The sequence below is a fragment of the Paraburkholderia agricolaris genome (genome assembly GCF_009455635.1).
In the GTDB taxonomy this organism is placed as follows: domain Bacteria; phylum Pseudomonadota; class Gammaproteobacteria; order Burkholderiales; family Burkholderiaceae; genus Paraburkholderia; species Paraburkholderia agricolaris.
The window spans coordinates 4,637,618-4,656,784 of the sequence record NZ_QPER01000001.1; the positions used below are offsets into that span (position 1 = coordinate 4,637,618).

Consider the following 19,167-nt stretch of genomic DNA (forward strand, 5'->3'; position numbering starts at 1 on the left):
TCGGTTCCCGGCGCCCGTTACTTGGCCTTGACGCGGCGCACGTGCTCTTCCAGCTCGGCGAACGACGGGCGTTCGGTCGAGAAGAGCACCTTGCGGCCGAATTCGACGGCAATCGCCGGCGCGTAGCCATTCAGGCTGGCAAGAATCGTCACCTTGATGCACTGGAACATCTTGGTCGACTCGGTCACGCGCTGCTCGGCGACGCTCGCGAGCGGGCTGATCAGCCCGTACGAAAGCAGAATCCCGAGGAAGGTGCCGACCAGCGCCTGGGCGATCATCTCGCCTAGCACGGCAGGCGGCTTGTCGGCGGAGGCCATGGTGTGCACCACGCCCATCACAGCGGCCACGATACCGAATGCCGGCATGGCGTCGCCAACCTTGGTCAATGCATGCGCCGGGGCTTCGCCTTCCTGGTGGTGCGTCTCGATCTCCTCGTCCATCAGGCTTTCGATCTCGAACGCGTTCATGTTGCCGCCCACCATCAGGCGCAGGTAGTCGGTCAGGAATTCGATGATGTGCTTGTCGGCGAGGATCTTGGGGTACTGCGTGAAGATCGGGCTCTTCGCCGGATCGTCGATGTCGGCTTCCAGCGTCAGCGTGCCTTCCTTGCGCGCCTTGGCGAGCAGGACGTAAAGGAGCGCCATCAGCTCCATATAGACGTCCTTGTTGTACTTCGCGCCCTTGAACAGGGTCGGAATGACGCGCAGTGTCGCCTTGATAGTCTTCATCCCGTTGCCGAGAATGAACGCGCCGACGCCGGCGCCGACGATCATCAGCACTTCGACAGGCTGCAACAGCGCGCCGAGATGGCCGCCTTCCAGCGCGTAACCGCCGAAAACGGACAATAGCGTCACGAGTGTTCCCACGAAAATCAGCACTGCCGAGCCCTCACAAAGAAGCGACGGTGACCGTCGTTAATCTGGTTTACGGCAACGGAGCAGAAAACTTTGACGGAAAAGCGGCGCGTCACTCCGGTGTAAACCAGAGGCGGGTTAAACCCGCCCGTCAGGGTCTGGCGCCGGCCAGTGGGGCCGGAAAGCCCGCCGGGTAGGGGTTGGGACGTGTATGACGGCGCGTGCACCGGGTTGCGCGCCGTAGGCCAATGCCGCTTTGTGGGTCAAACCTCAAGCGCGGCAAGGCTTTCGCGGGCCCGGGCATCGGCAAATTTCTTTGTCTTACCGGCGCGCGAAGGCGGCTGGCACAGCCCGCAGACGAAGGCGTGCTGCGGATCGTGCGCATGCGCGACAAAATGTCCGCCGCAGCGGCAGCAGGCGGTCATTTGCAGCATTCCGGAGTCGAAGAAGCGCACTAGCGTCCAGGCGCGCGTAAGACTGAGCACGGGCTCGTCGTCGTGCATCTGGACATGTTCCAGATAGAGCCGGTAGCTCTTCACGATCGACTGGATCGTCAGACAGCCGCCGTGGCCGGCCATGAAACGGTAAATGTTATAGAACAGCGACGAGTGAAAGTTCGGCTGCCAGGTCATGAACCAGTCGGTCGAAAAGGGCAGCATGCCCTTGGGTGGCGACACCCCTTTCAATTCCTTGTAAAGCTTGATCAGCCGGTCGCGCGACAGACTGGTTTCAGCTTCCAGCAATTGCAACCGCGCGCCGAGTTCGATCAGCTCGATGGCCAGGGTGATTTCCCTGACTTCCTGCACCACACTTTTATACGCCATCCGTTTGCATTTCCCCCGTCCTGATCGCTTTATTTGAGCTAAAAGCTGCCATCAGCCGAGTTGCTCGACTGGCTGGCTTGCCATCAGGATCGCGGAATGCGCCTGAGCCACAGCGCTGGATTTGCCTTTGTCCGCAAGGGCGGACAGCACGGCATGGTCATCGAAACGGAAACGGCACAACACCTGATTGGACGCCGCCAGCTTCACGGTCTGCGCCAAAGACAGATTGGCGAGCACGTCGGCCAACTGGTCCGAAATCCCCATGCGAAACATGCCCATCGGCTTGTCTTCGCGCAGCAGACGCTGTGCGAGCAGGAGATAAGACAGGTTGACTTCTCTGATCTCATTGAGCATTTCGCTTGTCGCGCTCATGATTCCCCCGGGGTGTATCTGGCTGGTCAGGCCGTTACGGAAACGTTTGCTCGAACGCGCGCACTTAAACCGCACGAATCGGCTCGTTTCTGGTCTTGCGAGCATTGTGTCGAAAGGGGGGGCGAACGAAAATCGGACAGACACCCAGCCTACCTGACGGATTAATCCGTCATTCGTGTAGGAATTTTTCCTACACGGAGGGCGTCAGAAAGAAGATTGAAGCAGGTCAAGTGCCGCGTGGCTTGGGGCTCGCGATGCGATCCGGATAACATTGCGGCCGAAATGTGAACCAAATGGTGAGTTCTGAGTGGCTCACAATCCGCACCTTGCAGCGGTGAGGAAGAATTATAAGACGTTTTCACTTCTGCGCAACGGACGTGATCCCGGGGTCCCGGGACCGCTCCTTGCTGATGTTTCTTCAGCGTTTGAATGTCCACCAGCCGTGCCTCCCGACTATCGGGACAGCCCTCCTGCCGACCTGTAACGCATCATGTTTCGCGCTGTAACAACATTAAGCGTTTGAAAAATAACTCGAATTAGCGCGGCCGATCCCGATAATGAAGCTAAGGGATTACCCGATGCAGGTTCGGAGCACCCCCGGGCGGCGGCTTACCGCGCCCAACCGTCCGTCAGGCATTCGCTCCCCGCTCTACTCGAGCGTCGCTGTGCGAAGCCGTTTTGAACAGGAGAACAACGCATGCGAATCGCACAGATTGCGCCGTTATACGAAGCTGTCCCGCCGAAACTCTACGGGGGCACCGAGCGTGTCGTCTCGTACCTGACCGAAGCGCTGGTCGATCTCGGCCATGACGTCACGCTGTTTGCGAGCGGCGACTCGGTCACCTCCGCGAACCTCGACGCCTGCTGGCCTCGCGCGCTGCGCCTCGATCCGACGATCCGCGATGCGCTGGCGCCGCATGTCCTGATGATGGAAAAGGTGCGCAAGGTCGCGCATGAGTTCGACGTGCTGCACTTTCACCTCGACTACATGCCGTTCCCGCTCTTCACCACCATGGACACACCGTTCGTGACGACGCTTCACGGCCGCCTCGACTTGCCGGAACTGCAGCCGGTGTTCGATGCATTCTCGAATGTCCCGGTGGTGTCGATTTCGGATTCGCAGCGCGCACCGCTGCCGCAGGCCAACTGGCTGAACACGATTTACCATGGCCTGCCGGAGCAACTGCTCACGCCGCAAACGCACAAGAAGCCGGAATACCTGGCGTTTCTCGGCCGTATCTGTCCGGAGAAGCGCGTCGATACAGCTATCAAGATCGCTGCACAAAGCGGTTTGCCGCTGAAGATCGCCGCCAAGGTGGATAAGGTCGACCAGGAATACTTCAAGAAGGAAATCGAACCGCTGCTCTCGATGGCGCACGTGGAGTTCGTCGGCGAAATCAACGAGGCGCAAAAGCCCGAGTTTCTGTCGGGCGCCAAGGCGCTGCTGTTCCCGATCGACTGGTCTGAGCCGTTTGGTCTGGTAATGATCGAGTCCATGGCGTGCGGCACGCCGGTGATCGCGTTCAACCGCGGTTCGGTGCCGGAAGTGATCGACCACGGCGTGACCGGCTACATTGTCGAGGACGTTCAAGGTGCGGTCGCCGCCTTGCAGCGCCTGGACGAACTGTCGCGCACCGAAATCCGCGCGCAATTCGAACGCCGCTTCAGCTCGAAAACGATGGCTCAGAATTACGTTGATGGCTATTCGGCGCTGATCGACGCGACGCGCCGCCCGGTGTTGCGCCAGGTAGCGATGGGGTAAGGGCTGGAGCGACACGCTTAAGCGACTGAGATCTTTATGCGTTCAGCCGCTTAAGCCATGCGTCTGTCGCTCACGCCGGTTTCCAGTTTGCACGCCAATCGTAAGTAAATTTGCCTTGTGAATCGTTTGCGCGAGCGGTTAGCAGGAGTTAACCCGCTTCCACTTCGAAAAAGCCGCCCTTCAGAGGCGGCTTTTTTAATGCGGTTGTGGATACGCTTCCATCCCGGATTAGCGCATCACAAATTAGCGACCCGGCACCAATCAACCTTCAGTTGGCTTTCATCTGGAGCGGCAGGATATTCAAGCCGCGCCAATCAGAAAACGTTCGCGGTTCTTGCCGACAATCCACTTGGGCGGTTTGCCGCGCCCACTCCAGGTATTACCCGATTTCGGGTCCTGATACTTGGCCGGCAGCGGTGCCTTCTTTGGCGGGCGTCCGCGCCGGGCGGCAACTGCAAAGCCGAGATCTTGCGCGGTTAGACCGTATTCAGCGATCTTTTGGCGGATGTCAGCGACAACGTTATCGATTTCAGTACGCCGTGCTTCATCAGCCTGTGCCTGCAATTTGGCGATCTGCGCCTTGAGGTCTGCATATTGAGACATTTCGGTTCTCCCCTTTTCTAGAACTCATTCGCTCGCAGACTAGCTGCAATTATAAAAATTCGCAATGGACAATAATACCGATTTAGCAAGAAATCATCTGATAATTATTAAGCGTCGATGAATTGTAAAACATGATCTTTATCGCGGAATAATAGGTAAAGGAGACTCCACATTGACAATTCTTGACACCTAATCCGGTCGTCTTTCCCTAAAATTGCGCGCTCAATGGCATGCATCGGCACTTAGCACTCATGCCACTTCAGACGCCAAACATTTTAGGATTACCAATCATGCCGTTGTCAAAGCGACTTGCTGCCGAGCTGTTCGGCACCTTCTGGCTTGTGCTCGGGGGCTGCGGCAGCGCCGTCCTCGCCGCCAGCTTCGCCGGCCCGGTCCACGGACTGGGCATTGGCTTCGTGGGCGTCGCGCTCGCATTCGGCCTCACGGTCCTGACCATGGCTTATGCAATCGGCCACATCTCCGGCTGCCATCTGAATCCGGCAGTGAGCGTCGGCCTGAGCGTCGCGGGTCGTTTTCCGGCTCGCGACCTGCTGCCGTATATCGTCGCGCAAGTGATCGGCGCGGTGCTGGGTGCGCTGGTGCTGTCGTTGATCGCATCGGGCAAGCCGGGTTTCGACCTCGTCGCCAGCGGCTTCGCCAGCAACGGTTACGGCGAGCGCTCGCCCGGCCATTACTCGCTCGCTGCCGCCTTCATTTGCGAAGTGGTGATGACCGGCTTCTTCCTGTTCGTCATTCTCGGCGCGACCGACAAGCGTGCGCCGGCCGGTTTCGCACCTATCGCCATTGGGCTGTGCCTGACGCTGATTCACCTGATCTCGATTCCGGTCACCAATACATCGGTGAACCCGGCGCGCTCGACTGGCCCCGCGCTGTTCGTTGGCGGCGCAGCGGTGGATCAGCTGTGGATGTTCTGGCTCGCCCCGATTATCGGCGCGGTGATCGCAGGTGTGCTGTATCCGGTCATTGCCGAAAACCGCCGCGGCAGTTCGCAGGAACCGGTGCTCAACTAATTCAACGGTGCGCCGGGGGTGCGGCGTGCCCTTGCAGACAGTCAAAGCGGGCGCTGCGGCGCCCGCTTTGACTTGGTACGCACGAGGTGTTGGCAACCCGGTGGCCTGCCAACGGTCCGCTGCTAGAATCGTGCGACTTTCCAAGCTCGCACAGGTGCTACCGATGACCCGTCTCCGCGGATTCCTGCATGGCGTCGCACTCTCCATCGGCGGCTTGTGTATGGGCGCACTGGCATTGCCCACGGCCCATGCGGCAGACAGCAATACCGAAACGCTCGTATTCGTGCGCCACGGCGAGAAACCCGCCAAGGGTTACGGCCAGCTCAATTGCCAGGGGCTCAACCGTGCGCTGGCGTTGCCGGCAGTCATCGCCGCCAAGTTTGGCAAACCGGATGCGATCTATGCACCCGATCCCGGGCAGCAAAAGGACGACAGCGGCCACCCTTATTACTACATTCGGCCGCTGGCAACCATCGAGCCGACCGCCATCCAGTTTCAGATGCCTGTGCAAACGCCGTACGGTTTCGCCCAGATCGATCAGCTCGGCAGCGCCCTCGTCAATCCGTCCAATCGCAACAAGCTGATTGTCATTGCGTGGGAGCACAAGCTGATCGTGAAGTTGTTGCGTCAGATGATGAGCACACATGGAGGCAATGCCGCCGATGTCCCCAACTGGCACAGCGACGACTTCGACAGCATCTATATCGTTCGCCTCAACTGGCAAAACGGCACGGCCCACGCCAGCTTCAAGCTCGATCATCAGGGATTGAACGGCCGCGCTACGGATTGTCCTTGCGCGGCACTGCCGGGTGCCGCTTCCGCGGCTGCGTCGGGCGCCTCCGCTGGCTCAGCTGATTAATTCGGTAATACAGGTGTAAGCCGTGATTACGAGCGACGCCGCCCAATACCGCCACCTGTCGGCGAGAACTGGATACCGGCTCGTTCCGGGAATCCGGGATGCCTTATTTGACGGGGGTTTGAGCGGAAAACACGTAGCGCGCTTCGCGTTCGAATGTTCCTTCTATCGCCTTTCAAACCCTGCGACGATGCTTGCAGTCCGTAACATCTCGTCTCACTAATCAGCGGCCGGAATGCGTAGATTGGTCCTGTGCGACAAACATACGTCGCCTCACAGGAGAACAACATGAAACGCATCGTCACTCACTTGCTGGTTGCTGCTGGACTCGCGGCGGGCGCATGCGGTGTCGCGCAAGCGCATACGGATCTGAATATCGGCCTGTCGCTCGGCGCACCAGTTTATGCCCAGCCCGCACCCGTCTATGCAGCGCCGCAGCCCGTGTACTACGGCTATGGCGGCTGGGACCATCGCTACGACCGCGGCTACTATCGCGACGGCCACCGGGATAACCGCGGCTGGGATCACAACGACCGCCGCTGGGGTCATGATGACCATGGCGATCGCCGTGGCGGATGGCACGGCTGACCCTAGCGTTGGCGCATAAGATCGCCTGGGGAGGCGAACAGCCGGCCCGCATCCGCGAAAGAGGATGCGGGCCCGTCCGTTTTCAGGACATCAGTTCGTCGTCGAGCGAGAAAAGTTTGCGAAGATGGTGCGCGACGCCCGCTTCGAAGTTGTTGCCGATGCGCGGCACGTTCGGCAGACGCGTGATGAGATCAGGATTGGCGTTGTTCATCATGAACGGATGGCCGGCTGTCTCCAGCAGATCGATATCGTTCATGTTGTCGCCGAAGGCTACACATTGCGAGGCATCGACGCCGAGACGCTCAAGCACGATCTGCAAAGCACGCCCCTTCGATACGTTCGCCGTCATCACCTCCAGGCAATCCGGCAGCGAATAGGTGACGTATAGCGCATCGCCGAATTCGCGCTCCAGGTTGGCCGAGATTTGCGCGAGATCGGCGGGATCGCCGATATAAAGGGCCTTCGCAATGTCGGCACCGTCGTGCTTCGGCAGATCGGTTACTTCGTATCTGAAGCCGGAGTCCTGATGGAATTTCAGCAGGTCAGGTGCATCCCGGTCGATCAGCCACGCCTGGTCGGCGAACAGGTTGACGATCACGCGGCCATGCGCGCCAACAATTTCCGGTAGTACCAACCGCTGCACGATGGCAGGGGGCAGGTCGTCGGCGTGTATCACCGTGTTGTCCGGTGCATGAATGCGTGCGCCGTTCGACGTGATCAAATACGGATTGATGCCCAGCAGATCACGAATGCCCGCAACGTCGCAGTAGTGGCGCCCCGTCGCGATCACGAAGTGCAGCCCGTCGCTCTCGAGCTTACGCACAGTCGCGATCGTGAACGGGTCCACCTGGTGATCGGCGTTGAGCAGTGTGCCGTCGAGGTCCGTGGCAATGACTTTGTACATAGTGTGAGGAGCCGGGCAGCGTCAAAGATCGCATTTTACCGTTGTCCGGTGCATCCGCGAGATCGTGCCTGGCGCGGGCCGGGATTTTCAACCGGCGACGCGAGCCGCTTCGCGTTGCGCTAACTGCAATCCGCCATGCGCCGAGTCGGCCAACGGTTCGCGCAAACGAGCTTGATAAATCTGCGGCACGTACTCGCGCAAAGGTGCACCGAGCCCGCCGCACAGCGCGACCCGCAGGCTTGCCGAAGGGTCGAGCGCCGCAATCATCTTGCCCACGTCCACGCCGGCCTCGCCAAGCAAACGCGCCGCGAACGGATGCGAGGGGTTGGCGATGACGAGCGGCGCAAGCTTCGCATAAGCAGTCTGATTGGCCTCGCACAGCCAGACGATGAGGCTGTCGCGGTCATGTGCGCCGGTGTGGGCAAGTAGCGCCTGGGCCAGATCGTCGTTGGGTGCGCGTCCGTCGAGCGCCTGCTGCGCGTGCACGATGGCCCGCAATCCGAGCCAGGCGCCGCTCGCTTCGTCGCCGGACGGGTAACCGAAGCCACCGGCGACCCGGCATGCGCCATCGCCGTCGAGCACGGCCGCCTGACTGCCGGTGCCCAGCGCAACGACCACGCCCTGCGCGCCGCCATGCGCGCCCAGCAAGGTGGTGTACACATCGCTTTCCACCGCGAGCCCGGCTACCGCCGGCGCCTGCGCGCGAAACGCGGCCAGCCAGTCGCGATTATTGACCCCTGCCAAGCCGCAACCGAGTACGCAGCGCGCCCAGTCCAGCGGCATGCCGGCACGTGCGAAGGCTTCGGCGCAGCCGGCCGCAATGGCCTGCCACGCCCGTTCCACGCCGAGCCCCAGCCCTGAGGGGCCGCTCGCCGCCTGCGCCAGTTCACGGCCCTGCGCGTCGCCGAGTACGACGCGCGTACCGCTGCCGCCGCCGTCAATGCCGATCAGAAAGAGGTCTTTATTCATCGAATCGAGTGAGTTCAGGTGGTGAATAACGCTAGCGTGGCAGGTCAGTTTCAATCCCGCAATCGGCCGAATGGCCAGCTTGCGGCGCGCACGGCTTCCGCTATGCTGACGGACGACATGACAACGCGGGAGCGCGAAAGTGACACAGCGATGCAACTGGGTATCGAGCGAAGCGCTCGCACACTACCACGACACCGAGTGGGGCGTGCCCTCGCGCGACGATCAGCATCTGTTCGAACTGCTGGTGCTGGAAGGCGCCCAGGCAGGGTTGTCATGGTCGACGATTCTTAACAAACGGACCGGCTATCGCCGCGCCTTCGCCGACTTCGAGATCGACAAGGTCGCGCGCTTTACGCCTAAACATGTCGATGCGCTGGTGCTGGACGAAAGTATCGTGCGCCATCGCGGCAAAATCGAGTCGGCCATCACCACCGCGCGCGCCGTGCAGCAGATTCAGGCCGAACACGGCTCGCTCGCCAACTTCGTATGGTCATTCGTCGATCAGACGCCGATTCAGAACGATTGGGCGTCGTATAAACAGGCGCCTGCGTCGACCGAAATTTCGGACGCGCTCAGCAAGGGGCTCAAGCGCTATGGCTGTAAATTCGTCGGCTCGACGATCTGCTATGCGTTCATGCAGGCGGTCGGCATGGTGAACGACCACGAGGCAAGCTGCATGTGCCGCGCGCGATGCGCGGCGCTTGGCAAGAAGGGACGCAACCGCAAGGCCGGCTGAAGTAGCCGCGGCAGCGGTTGCCAGTCAGCGCCTGGCGCCATGCGTCTGAGGGGGCGTCGCTCGCGTTCCAGGCAACCGTCGGCTATCCGGTAGAGCCCTGTCTACAATTTTCACACGGCCAGTCGTTATAGAAGGTAAGCGCCAGTCGCGACGGTGGCGGGCGGTGTCGCCAGACTGACGCAAGCGACATAAAGGGCAAACGAACCAAACTCGGGAATTAAAGGCTTTTCGCCGTGCTAGTCCGGGGTTCGTTAATTGGCGTGTGTCCGATACTGCCCTTCATGCGCTCGAACAACGAATAACCGCTGCGTAACGCATGGGAGACCAACCATGAAAACCCATAACTTCCTGACCCATCAGGAGATTTTCGATCAGGCCGTCGACCATCTGTTCAGTCAGAAACGCGCCGCCTTGCTACCGCGTGGTGGTGGCGCATACCGCGGCTACTGCGGCGGTTGCCCGGTCGGCAGCTTCATCAAGCCACGCGATTACATGACCGCGATGGAAGGTGTTCCGGTGCGCTACATCGGCAAGGCGCCCATCGAGGTGCCGGCTTATATGGATGCCGGTATCTCCGCGCTCAAAAAGGCCCTCCTGCGCGCCCGCCTCAATGTATACGACCCGACCACGGTCTCTCTGCTGAGTTGCCTGCAAAACGTGCACGATGTGTTTGGCACGTGGGAATGGCATGAGCGTCTGGCTTCAATTGCCCGCCAATTCGGGCTGTCCGCCGAGCGCCTGAAGAACGCCGCGTAACGAACCTCGGTCGGCGGCAAAAGCTCAACGTAAATCGATTCCTCAAAAGCAAAACGGCGATGTGGCTTCTTTCGAAGCTCACACCGCCGTTCGGCATACAGTGCGCGAAATGCAGCGCGAAAAAACGTGCTTAGTGCAGCTTTTTCGGCAGCATCTGGCTGCGCAGGCGCTTGTGCAGGCGCTTCACAGCAGCAGCCTTCTTGCGCTTACGTGCCGTGGTCGGCTTTTCGTACGATTGGCGCTCACGCAGTTCAGCGATCAGGCCATTCTTTTCGATTGCGCGACGAAAGCGGCGAATCGCCACTTCGAACGGCTCGTTTTCTTTCAGAAGAATCGTCGTCATGTAATTCCTAACTCAATCACTTGATAGGGGTAAATTGCGTGGCGGATACCGCTCACGCGCCGGCCCTCCGGTCGTTCCGATTCATGGCCAGTAACAGGCAAACGCGGGCAGAACCCGGCCAAACCACGAATGAAACGAGAGGCATAACGGCCACGGAGGCCGGAAAAGAGAGGTGGGGAGTTCACCGCGGAACGCGGACAAACGTCATGCCGAAGCCGCGTCTGCTGCCGTTTCGCCAACCAACCTTTCATCAATGAAAAACATTGACGAAACAGGCAAAGATCTCAATTCACTCCCGATGATATCAGGAAACTCTCCATCCTACCAGGGGTTTAGCGATCGCGCCAGGCCTCGCGCACGGTCAGGCGCTTACCTCGTCCAGCTCGCGGACATCGGCGCCCGTCAGCATCAGATGGACGGCGGCGGCCAGGCTTTTGAGCTGGTCGACCGAGGTCGCGCTGGCAATTGGGGCCGTTACACTCGGGCGAGCGATCAGCCATGCCAGGGCAACGGTGGCCGGCGTACTGCCGTGCCGCCCGGCAACCCGGTCGAGCGCGTCCAGAATCCGCAAACCGCGCTCATTCAGATACTTCTCGACCCGGCTGCCGCGCACCTTGTTGGCCAGATCGGCCTGAGAGCGGTATTTGCCGGACAGAAAGCCACTGGCCAGACTGTAATACACCACCACGCCGAGCTGATTGGCGAGCGCCACCGGCTCGATGTCGCGCTCATATTCGGTGCGATCGTACAGGTTGTATTCCGGCTGCAGCAACTGGTATTCGGGCAGCCCATGCTGACGGGATACGGCGAGCGCTTCCTCGACGCGCGCGCCACTGTAGTTCGACGCACCGATCACCCGCACCTTACCCGCCTCGATCAGCTTCTGATAGGCGCCCAACGTTTCGGCCAAAGGCGTTTCGGTGTCGTCGTCGTGAGAAAAATAGACGTCGATGTAATCGGTTTGCAAGCGTCGTAGCGAATCCTCGACGGCCGCCTGAATATTCGCTGCGGATAAACCCTTGCGCTGCGGATGCTTGGAAACCTTGGTGGCGAGCACGATCCGGTCGCGCTTGCCGCTCTGCCTGAACCACTTGCCGATGATAGTTTCCGATTCGCCACCATGGTTGCCCGGCACCCACGCGGAATAGACATCGGCAGTATCGATGAAGTTGAGTCCTGCATCGACAAATGCATCCAGGATAGAAAACGAGGTCGCTTCATCTGCGGTCCAGCCAAATACATTGCCGCCGAACATAAGCGGTGCGACCTCCAATTCGGAACGTCCAATCCGTCGCTTTTGCATGATTTCTCCAGGGTTTGCCTCAGGAGAAAACGAGAATACGCCGTCTTTTCAATACTTGCAGTGAAGCGCCCGAACCAGGCTGCAAGCGGCTTACAGACGAGTGAGTGCGTAATCCGCCGTAAAAACAATTGGGTCGCTATAGCACAAAGTCCCTCAAGTTTTTTTTATACGCGCCGTCAACCTTCACTGAGGCGGCCAGCAATGAACGAGTGCTTCCGCCGATGCCAACGTGGCGTTTTGGGCTCAAGGCTTATTTAGGAGATTTTCATGCTCGGAATCAATAGCAACATCAACTCGCTGGTTGCACAGCAAAACCTTAATGGCTCGCAAAGCGCCCTCTCGCAAGCCATCACGCGCCTGTCGTCGGGCAAGCGCATCAACAGCGCAGCGGACGACGCAGCAGGTCTGGCAATCTCGACGCGTATGCAAACGCAGATCAACGGCCTGAACCAGGGCGTGTCGAATGCGAATGACGGCGTGTCGATGATTCAAACCGCATCGAGCGCACTGTCGTCGCTGACCTCCAGCCTGCAACGTATTCGTCAGTTGGCTGTGCAGGCATCGACCGGCACGCTGTCGTCGAGCGACCAGGCTGCTCTGCAACAGGAAGTTGCGGCCCAGATCTCGGAAGTGAACCGTATCGCGTCGCAAACGACGTACAACGGCACGAACATTCTGGACGGCTCGGCAGGTAACGTGACGTTCCAGGTCGGCGCGAACGTTGGCCAGACCATCAGCCTGAACCTGACCCAGTCGATGTCGGCAGCGAAGATCGGCGGCGGCCTGGTGCAAAAGGGTCAAACGGTCGGCACGGTGGCGGTTTCGACGGACGCAAACGGCGGATACACGGCAACGGGCGCGGCAATCACGTCGGTCAACGTGCTGTCGGACGGCAACGGTGGCTTCACGTTCACGGATCAGAACAACCAGGCCCTGTCGGCAACCGCAGTCAGCGCAATCTTCAGCTCGGGCGCCACCACGGGTTCCGGCACCGCGATCACGACCCTGACGCTCAGTTCGACGCTCGCAACGTCGATGGGTGCCACGGCAGCAAGCGCAGCAACAGCAGCGATTGCTCAGATCAACGCAATCAACGCGCCGCCGACGGTTTCGAACCTGAACATCAGCTCGGTTAGCGGCGCGAACGAAGCAATGGTCTCCATCGACAACGCACTGCAGACGGTCAATAACCTGCAGGCGTCGCTGGGTGCCGCACAAAACCGCTTCACGGCAATCGCTACGTCGCAGCAAGCTGAATCGACCGACCTGTCGTCGGCACAATCGCAAATCACGGACGCCAACTTCGCGCAAGAAACGGCGAACCTGAGCAAGGCGCAAGTGCTGCAACAAGCCGGTATCTCGGTGTTGGCGCAAGCTAACTCGAACCCGCAGCAAGTTCTGAAGCTCCTGCAGTAAGAGCTGACGCAGTAACGGCGATGCGTCGCGCGCAAGTGCGGTGCATCGCCGGTTCCAGACAACGGGAGGCTCGCCTCCCGCTGTGCATTCCAATCGTGAAGTGATGTAGCATCGCGCACCACCCAATACAGATTTCCAGACGCCCGGAGCCTCTGCAATGTCCTCGATCTCGACCACGTCTACTGCGGCATCGACCGCCGCTGCCAATGCCGCGCTGCAATCGGCCGCGCAATCGATCATCAGCGGCTCGACCGGCAACACGTCGATGGACGTAGGGACGCTCGTCACGGCACTCGTGAACGCGAAGACGGCGGGACAAGCCGCGGCTCTGACGGCGCAACAAACCAGCGACAACACGCAGGTGTCCGCATACGGGGCCTTGACCGCCGCGCTGGACGCGCTGCAGTCGGGCATCGCGGGCCTTGCCTCCGGCTCCACGCTGTCGACCTTCTCGGCCACCGCGAGCGGCACCGGACTGACGGCCACCGCAGGTACGGGCGCCGTGGCCGGCACCTACTCGGTCGGGGTCACGCAGATCGCCAGTTCGCAGGCTCTGTCGTCGGCCGCCTTCGGCGCCACGACGCAGCTGGGCACCGGCACGATGACGATCTCGATCGGCAGCCAGTCGATGAATATCAACGTCGACAGCACCAACAACACGCTCGCCGGCATTGCCTCCGCGATCAACTCAGGGAGCGGCAACCCGGGCGTGACGGCGACCATCGTGACCGGTTCGGACGGCGCCCACCTGGTGCTGCGCGCGGCCAACACCGGCGCGGCCAACGTCATCAACGTCTCGGTCAACGCCACCACCGACACCGGCCTGTCGAGCCTTGGCGTGACCTCGACCGCGAGCACGACGGGCGGTCAATCGACGTTCACGTCGGCAAATTCGAGCAACGCCTGGACGCAGAGCTCGTCTGCCCAGGATGCCGAATTCACGATCGGTGGGATCGCCGCCAGCAGTTCGACCAACTCGGTGACCACCGCCATTTCCGGCGTCACGCTGAATCTGGCGGCCGCGGCCGCGGGCACGACGCAGACACTGAACGTCGCGGCGGACACGACGGCGGAAAGCACCGCGATCAACAATTTCGTCAGCCTCTACAACACCGTCGTCACAACAATGTCGACGCTCACGTCGTACAACTCAGCGTCGTCGTCGCAAGGCCCGCTGCTGGGCGACTCGACGCTGATGACGATCCAGAACAACCTGGCCTCGATTGTCGGCGGGGCGGTCGGCTCGGGCACGACGGGCAGCACGCTGGCGGCGATCGGCATTACGCTGAAGGACAATCCGGCGGACGGCACCATGGTGATCAACAACACGACGCTGAGCACAGCGCTGACGGCCAACCCGGCATCGGTGGCCTCGCTCTTCAACTCCACCAACGGCATCGCCGAGCAGTTGAACGCCAGCATCACCAACTTCACGCAGACCGGTGGCCTGATCGATACGCGCACCAGCGCGCTGAATACCGACCTGCAGAGCATCACCACACAGCAAAGCGCGCTTGCGGACTACACTGCGCAACTGACGAGCCAGTATCAGGCGCAGTTCACCGCGCTCGACACGCTGATGGCTACAATGAACAACAATTCGCAGTACCTGACCGCGCTGTTCGGCGGCGCCAACAGCGCCGGCGCGCTGGCGTCGGCCAACAACACCTGAGCCCATGGACCCGATCGAAATGAACCAGACCGAACTGATCGAACGGCTGCTGTCGATGACCCGGGAAATCGAACAGGCCGCCTCGCTCGCCGACTGGCCGGAAGCGGCCCGTCTGACCGAAGTGCGTTCGCCGCTGCTGATGTCGCTGTCCGCGGATCAGGAACCGGCCGCGCTGGAGATGATCCGCCGGATTCAGGCGATCGACGAAGCGCTTCTCGCCGACGCCGAAACCACTCAGAACGAGTTGCACCTCGAATTCGAAGCAGCGATGGGGCGCACCAAAGCCGCCGGCGAATACCAACGGATAGCCCGGCTGTAAGTATGCGGGAGCCACAGCCACCGCTTCCGGCCGTGCAGATTGCGACCAATGACGGAACGGAACCGACCCGCAGAACGGCTCCGCAGCACTGAACGGCAGTACCCAACAATAAGAACTACGCGCTGAAGTCAGGGCGCGCTCGTTCCCTCGGCCCGCCTCGTGCGGGCTTTTTTCATGGCGTTCGGCTTTCCGCCGCCGCGCCCCATGCGCTAAACAGGCGGCCTTTTCACCGTCATCTCCGCGCATCGGAAACGCCCTCTCCGTCGCACAATTTCCGTCATAGACCATTCTGCGCTGAGACCATGACTCTCCTCCACGAGCAGCCGACGGCTGAACCCTTGACGCCCGAACAACAACTCGAGCAAGACATCGCTCTGGTTTTGCAGACCGCGTTGGCGCATCACCACGAGGAGGAGTTCGACGACGCCGAAGCGCTGTACAAGGCGATCCTCGACGCCAGACCCGCCCACACCGACGTGCTGTACAACCTCGGCGTGCTGTACGTACAGCGCAAACAGCCCGTCGACGCCCTGCCGTATCTCGAGGCCGCATTGGGCGGCGCGCCAGATAACGGACAGTTCTGGGTCGCCTACATCAATGCGCTAATCGATGCAGAGCAGATCCCGGCTGCATGGCTTGCGCTCGAAATGGGCCAGCAAAGAGGGTTGAGGGGACCGGCGGTCAACGGTTTGATCACGCGCATGGCGTATGACGGCAAGCAGCTCTCGACCGCCGCCGTAGCACCGAAGGTGCAGCCTTCCATTACCGTGGAAAGCGCTGGGACCTGCGCCGCCGGATCAGCCGACAACAAAGCTGTAGTAGCGATCGATACACGCCGCCCGAGCCCGCAGGAACTGAATCGCTTCGCCTCGCTGTTCAAAAAAGGCCAGCTGCCGCAGGCGATCAAACTCGCGCGTGATCTGACCGAGCGATTTCCCGCGCACGGGCAATCATGGCGTTCCCTCGGCATCGCATTGCATCGCGCCGGGAATTACGTCGAGGCGATCGAACCGTTCAGGACGGCGATTTCACTGGGAAGCGACGACGCCGAAGCACGCAATACACTCGCCGACCTGCTTCGCCTGACCGCCAACCCGGCCGCCGCGGAAATCGAGTCCAGAAAACTGCTTGAGCTGAATCCCAACTATTCAGAAGGTCATCGCGTACTTGGCCTCACCCTCGCCGCCCGCGGAAGGTACCGTGAAGCGATCGCCTCGTGCAGACGAGCGGTCGAACTGACGCCCCAGCACGGCGAATCGCACGGCACACTGGGCGTGGTATTGCTGGAACATGGCGCTTCGCAGGAAGCGACTCCGTCGTTTCGTCGCGCACTGGAAATTGAGCCGAAAAACTCGCTGACGCGCAGCAATCTCTTGTTCTGTCTCGCGCACGATCCCAACGTTGATACCGAAGAGATCTACGCCGAACATCGAAAGTTTGCCCAAATTCATGAAGCGCCCATGCGCTCCAAATGGCCGAAGCACAACAATAGCCGCACGCCGGGGCGGCGCCTGCAGGTCGGCATCGTCTCGGGCGACCTGTTCCGGCACGCCGTCGCTTCATATCTGATGCCGGTCATGGAGCCGCTCGCGAACGACGAGAGCCTGACGCTCCATATGTACTACAACCACGTGATCGAGGACGACTATACGGTGCGATTGCATAGCCAGGCGGACCACTGGAACATGATCGCCGGCATGAGCGACGAGCAACTTGCTGCCAGGATTCGCGCCGACAAGATCGACATTCTGATCGACCTGAGTGGTCACACTGGCCGCAACCGGCTTCAGGCGTTGACACGCAAACCAGCTCCGATTCAGGTGAGCTGGATCGGCTACCCGGCGACCACGGGGCTGGACGCCATGGACTATTACCTCAGCGACCGCTTCTTCACGCCGTTCGGCGACATCGAGCGCCAGTTCTCCGAGAAACTCGTGCACCTGGCCGCCATCGGGCCGTTCCATCCGGAGAAGAATGCGCCGCCGGTCAACATTCTGCCGGCCATGCACAACGGCTACATCACCTTCGGTAGTTTCAACCGTCTGAACAAGTTGCGCGCCGACGTGATCGCCGTGTGGGCGAAGCTACTTCGCGAACTTCCCACCTCGCGGATGGTGCTCGGTTCGATGACCGGCGAGGAAGGTGACGAAACGCTGATCGACTGGTTCGTGCAGGAAGGTATTTCGCGCGACCGGCTCAGCTTCCGCCCGCGCTCGACGGTGCCCGTCTACCTGCAACAGCATTTCCAGGTGGACATCTGTCTCGACACCTTTCCCTACACCGGATCGACAACGGTCCTGAATTCGCTGTGGATGGGTGTGCCCACCCTGACGATCGCCGGTCAGACAATGGCCAGCCGCGCGGCAGCCGCATGGCTGGGCCACACCGGCCTCGAAAACTTCGTGGCCACCGACGCGGATGATTTCGTCGCGCGGGGTGTCGCTCTGGCCTCGGACATCCCGGCGCTCGCGACGCTGCGCACAGGGTTGCGCGAGCGTTGCAGAGAGTCGGCGGTGTTTCAACCAGAAGTGGTCGCGGCAAGCCTCTCGCGAGCACTCCATGTGATGTGGCAGCGCTGGCGTGACGGACTGCCGCCAGTGGCCTTCGGTGTGGACGATGCGCAAACGGCAGACAGCCGCCCGGTTCAAACCGCCTAACGATACCCATCCGTGACCCGGACTAAAAATTAGCAGCGAGGAAACCATGGGCTCAAGCGCTCCTCTTCGTGCGATCACGTCACTGGACGACGAACGCATCTATGTGACTCAGCCGCATCTGCCGCCGCTGGCCGAGTTCCTGCCGTACCTCGAAAAAATCTGGAACAGCAAAACGCTGACCAACGGCGGCCCGTTCCATCAGCAACTCGAGAAGGCGCTCTGCGAGTATCTGGGCGTGGAACATCTGGCGCTATTCGCGAACGGTACGCTCGCGCTCGTGACTGCGCTGCAAGCTCTGCGCATCAACGGCGAAGTCATTACCACGCCCTATTCGTTCGCCGCCACCGCGCATTCGTTGCTCTGGAACGGCATCAAGCCGGTTTTCGTGGACGTCGACCCGGACACGCTCAATCTGGATCCGGAAAAGATCGAAGCGGCGATCACGCCGCAAACGACCGCGATCATGCCGGTGCATTGCTACGGCCACCCGTGCGATGTGAAAGCGATCCAGAAGATCGCCGACAACTACAACCTCAAGGTCATCTACGACGCCGCGCACGCGTTCGGTGTGCAGACCGAAGATGGCAGCGTGCTCAAGCATGGCGATCTGTCGATCGTCAGTTTCCACGCCACCAAGGTCTTCAATACGTTCGAAGGCGGCGCGATCATCTGCCCGGACGCGAAGACCAAACAGCGCATCGACCATCTGAAGAACTTCGGTTTCGTGGATGAAGTAACGGTCGTGGCAGCCGGCATCAACGGCAAGATGAGCGAAATCAATGCCGCGTTCGGGCTTCTGCAACTGCAACACGTCGACAATGCATTGGCAAAACGCAAGACGATCGACGCGCAGTATCGCGAGTTGCTGGCCGATGTACCCGGCATCCGCTGCCTGTCGGACGCAGGCGAAAAAGTCGCGAACTACGCCTACTTTCCCGTCCAGGTCGAAGACCACTTTCCGATCAGCCGTGACGCACTCTACGAGCGCCTGAAGGAACACGGTATCTATGCGCGCCGTTACTTCTATCCGCTGATTTCCGAATTTCCGATGTATCGTGGCCTGCCGTCCTCGCACAAGGACAACCTCAGTGCGGCCAGCGCGGCGTCGAAACGGATCCTGTGCCTGCCAATCTATCCCGATCTGAACCCGGCGCACGTTGAACGCATTGTCGGCATCATCGCCGGCATTCAATGAATTGAGC

At 60.7% G+C, this 19,167-nt stretch carries 19 protein-coding genes; 11 read left to right on the top strand and 8 right to left on the bottom strand.

Annotated features, from left to right (window positions below):
- Nucleotides 1-17: 17 nt before the first annotated feature.
- From motA to flhD, 3 genes are all read right to left on the bottom strand, one after another.
- Complete coding sequence (motA, locus tag GH665_RS20520) at nt 18-878, bottom strand: flagellar motor stator protein MotA (RefSeq protein ID WP_028198483.1); 861 nt, start codon at nt 876-878, stop codon at nt 18-20.
- Between the two features lie 239 nt (nt 879-1,117).
- Nucleotides 1,118-1,678 (bottom strand): flagellar transcriptional regulator FlhC, encoded by a 561-nt coding sequence (gene flhC, locus GH665_RS20525; RefSeq protein WP_106355136.1) that lies wholly within the window; start codon nt 1,676-1,678, stop codon nt 1,118-1,120.
- Nucleotides 1,679-1,729: 51 nt separating this feature from the next.
- Entirely contained in the window at nt 1,730-2,050 is a 321-nt protein-coding gene (flhD, locus tag GH665_RS20530) for a flagellar transcriptional regulator FlhD (protein WP_006050893.1), read from the bottom strand.
- A 697-nt stretch (nt 2,051-2,747) separates the two neighbouring features.
- On the opposite strand from flhD, the gene GH665_RS20535 reads away from it, so the two are divergent.
- Nucleotides 2,748-3,812, top strand: coding sequence for a glycosyltransferase family 4 protein (locus GH665_RS20535; RefSeq protein ID WP_153137893.1), 1,065 nt, complete (start codon nt 2,748-2,750; stop codon nt 3,810-3,812).
- 300 nt (nt 3,813-4,112) lie between these two features.
- Here GH665_RS20535 and GH665_RS20540 read toward each other — a convergent pair whose 3' ends face one another.
- The gene (locus tag GH665_RS20540) at nt 4,113-4,415 is read right to left on the bottom strand and encodes an H-NS histone family protein (RefSeq protein WP_028198479.1); all 303 of its coding nucleotides are present in this window, start codon (nt 4,413-4,415) and stop codon (nt 4,113-4,115) included.
- A 290-nt stretch (nt 4,416-4,705) separates the two neighbouring features.
- Between GH665_RS20540 and aqpZ the strand changes: the two genes are divergently transcribed.
- The 3 genes from aqpZ to GH665_RS20555 all read left to right on the top strand — a co-directional run bounded on the left by aqpZ (nt 4,706) and on the right by GH665_RS20555 (nt 6,890).
- Nucleotides 4,706-5,446, top strand: coding sequence for an aquaporin Z (aqpZ, locus tag GH665_RS20545; protein ID WP_153137895.1), 741 nt, complete (start codon nt 4,706-4,708; stop codon nt 5,444-5,446).
- A gap of 163 nt (nt 5,447-5,609) precedes the next feature.
- Nucleotides 5,610-6,305, top strand: a complete 696-nt coding sequence (locus GH665_RS20550) for a histidine phosphatase family protein (protein ID WP_153137896.1) — start codon at nt 5,610-5,612, stop codon at nt 6,303-6,305.
- A gap of 285 nt (nt 6,306-6,590) precedes the next feature.
- Nucleotides 6,591-6,890: a PXPV repeat protein gene (locus GH665_RS20555; RefSeq protein ID WP_153137898.1), complete on the top strand. Its 300-nt coding sequence runs from the start codon at nt 6,591-6,593 to the stop codon at nt 6,888-6,890.
- Nucleotides 6,891-6,972: 82 nt separating this feature from the next.
- Here the strand turns inward: GH665_RS20555 and GH665_RS20560 are convergent, their stop codons facing one another.
- Together GH665_RS20560 and GH665_RS20565 are read right to left on the bottom strand one after the other, a co-directional pair.
- On the bottom strand, nt 6,973-7,794 hold the full coding sequence (locus tag GH665_RS20560) for a Cof-type HAD-IIB family hydrolase (RefSeq protein WP_153137900.1): 822 nt from the start codon (nt 7,792-7,794) through the stop codon (nt 6,973-6,975).
- A gap of 87 nt (nt 7,795-7,881) precedes the next feature.
- Nucleotides 7,882-8,763 (bottom strand): glucosamine kinase nucleotide-binding domain-containing protein, encoded by an 882-nt coding sequence (locus tag GH665_RS20565; RefSeq protein WP_153137902.1) that lies wholly within the window; start codon nt 8,761-8,763, stop codon nt 7,882-7,884.
- 139 nt (nt 8,764-8,902) lie between these two features.
- On the opposite strand from GH665_RS20565, the gene GH665_RS20570 reads away from it, so the two are divergent.
- The gene (locus tag GH665_RS20570) at nt 8,903-9,499 is read left to right on the top strand and encodes a DNA-3-methyladenine glycosylase I (RefSeq protein ID WP_153137903.1); all 597 of its coding nucleotides are present in this window, start codon (nt 8,903-8,905) and stop codon (nt 9,497-9,499) included.
- A 330-nt stretch (nt 9,500-9,829) separates the two neighbouring features.
- Complete coding sequence (locus GH665_RS20575) at nt 9,830-10,255, top strand: hypothetical protein (RefSeq protein WP_153137905.1); 426 nt, start codon at nt 9,830-9,832, stop codon at nt 10,253-10,255.
- Nucleotides 10,256-10,385: 130 nt separating this feature from the next.
- Here the strand turns inward: GH665_RS20575 and rpsU are convergent, their stop codons facing one another.
- Complete coding sequence (gene rpsU / locus GH665_RS20580) at nt 10,386-10,598, bottom strand: 30S ribosomal protein S21 (RefSeq protein WP_006050883.1); 213 nt, start codon at nt 10,596-10,598, stop codon at nt 10,386-10,388.
- A 361-nt stretch (nt 10,599-10,959) separates the two neighbouring features.
- Entirely contained in the window at nt 10,960-11,901 is a 942-nt protein-coding gene (locus GH665_RS20585; RefSeq protein WP_153137907.1) for an aldo/keto reductase, read from the bottom strand.
- 267 nt (nt 11,902-12,168) lie between these two features.
- Here GH665_RS20585 and GH665_RS20590 point away from each other — a divergent pair, with 267 nt between their 5' ends.
- From GH665_RS20590 to vioA, 5 genes are all read left to right on the top strand, one after another.
- Nucleotides 12,169-13,317: a flagellin gene (locus GH665_RS20590; protein WP_153137909.1), complete on the top strand. Its 1,149-nt coding sequence runs from the start codon at nt 12,169-12,171 to the stop codon at nt 13,315-13,317.
- A gap of 157 nt (nt 13,318-13,474) precedes the next feature.
- Nucleotides 13,475-14,989, top strand: a complete 1,515-nt coding sequence (gene fliD / locus GH665_RS20595; protein WP_153137910.1) for a flagellar filament capping protein FliD — start codon at nt 13,475-13,477, stop codon at nt 14,987-14,989.
- A gap of 4 nt (nt 14,990-14,993) precedes the next feature.
- Entirely contained in the window at nt 14,994-15,308 is a 315-nt protein-coding gene (locus GH665_RS20600) for a flagellar protein FliT (RefSeq protein WP_153137912.1), read from the top strand.
- A gap of 302 nt (nt 15,309-15,610) precedes the next feature.
- The gene (locus tag GH665_RS20605) at nt 15,611-17,965 is read left to right on the top strand and encodes a tetratricopeptide repeat protein (protein ID WP_153137914.1); all 2,355 of its coding nucleotides are present in this window, start codon (nt 15,611-15,613) and stop codon (nt 17,963-17,965) included.
- 46 nt (nt 17,966-18,011) lie between these two features.
- The gene (vioA, locus tag GH665_RS20610) at nt 18,012-19,160 is read left to right on the top strand and encodes a dTDP-4-amino-4,6-dideoxy-D-glucose aminotransferase VioA (protein WP_153137916.1); all 1,149 of its coding nucleotides are present in this window, start codon (nt 18,012-18,014) and stop codon (nt 19,158-19,160) included.
- The last annotated feature ends 7 nt before the right edge of the window (nt 19,161-19,167 follow it).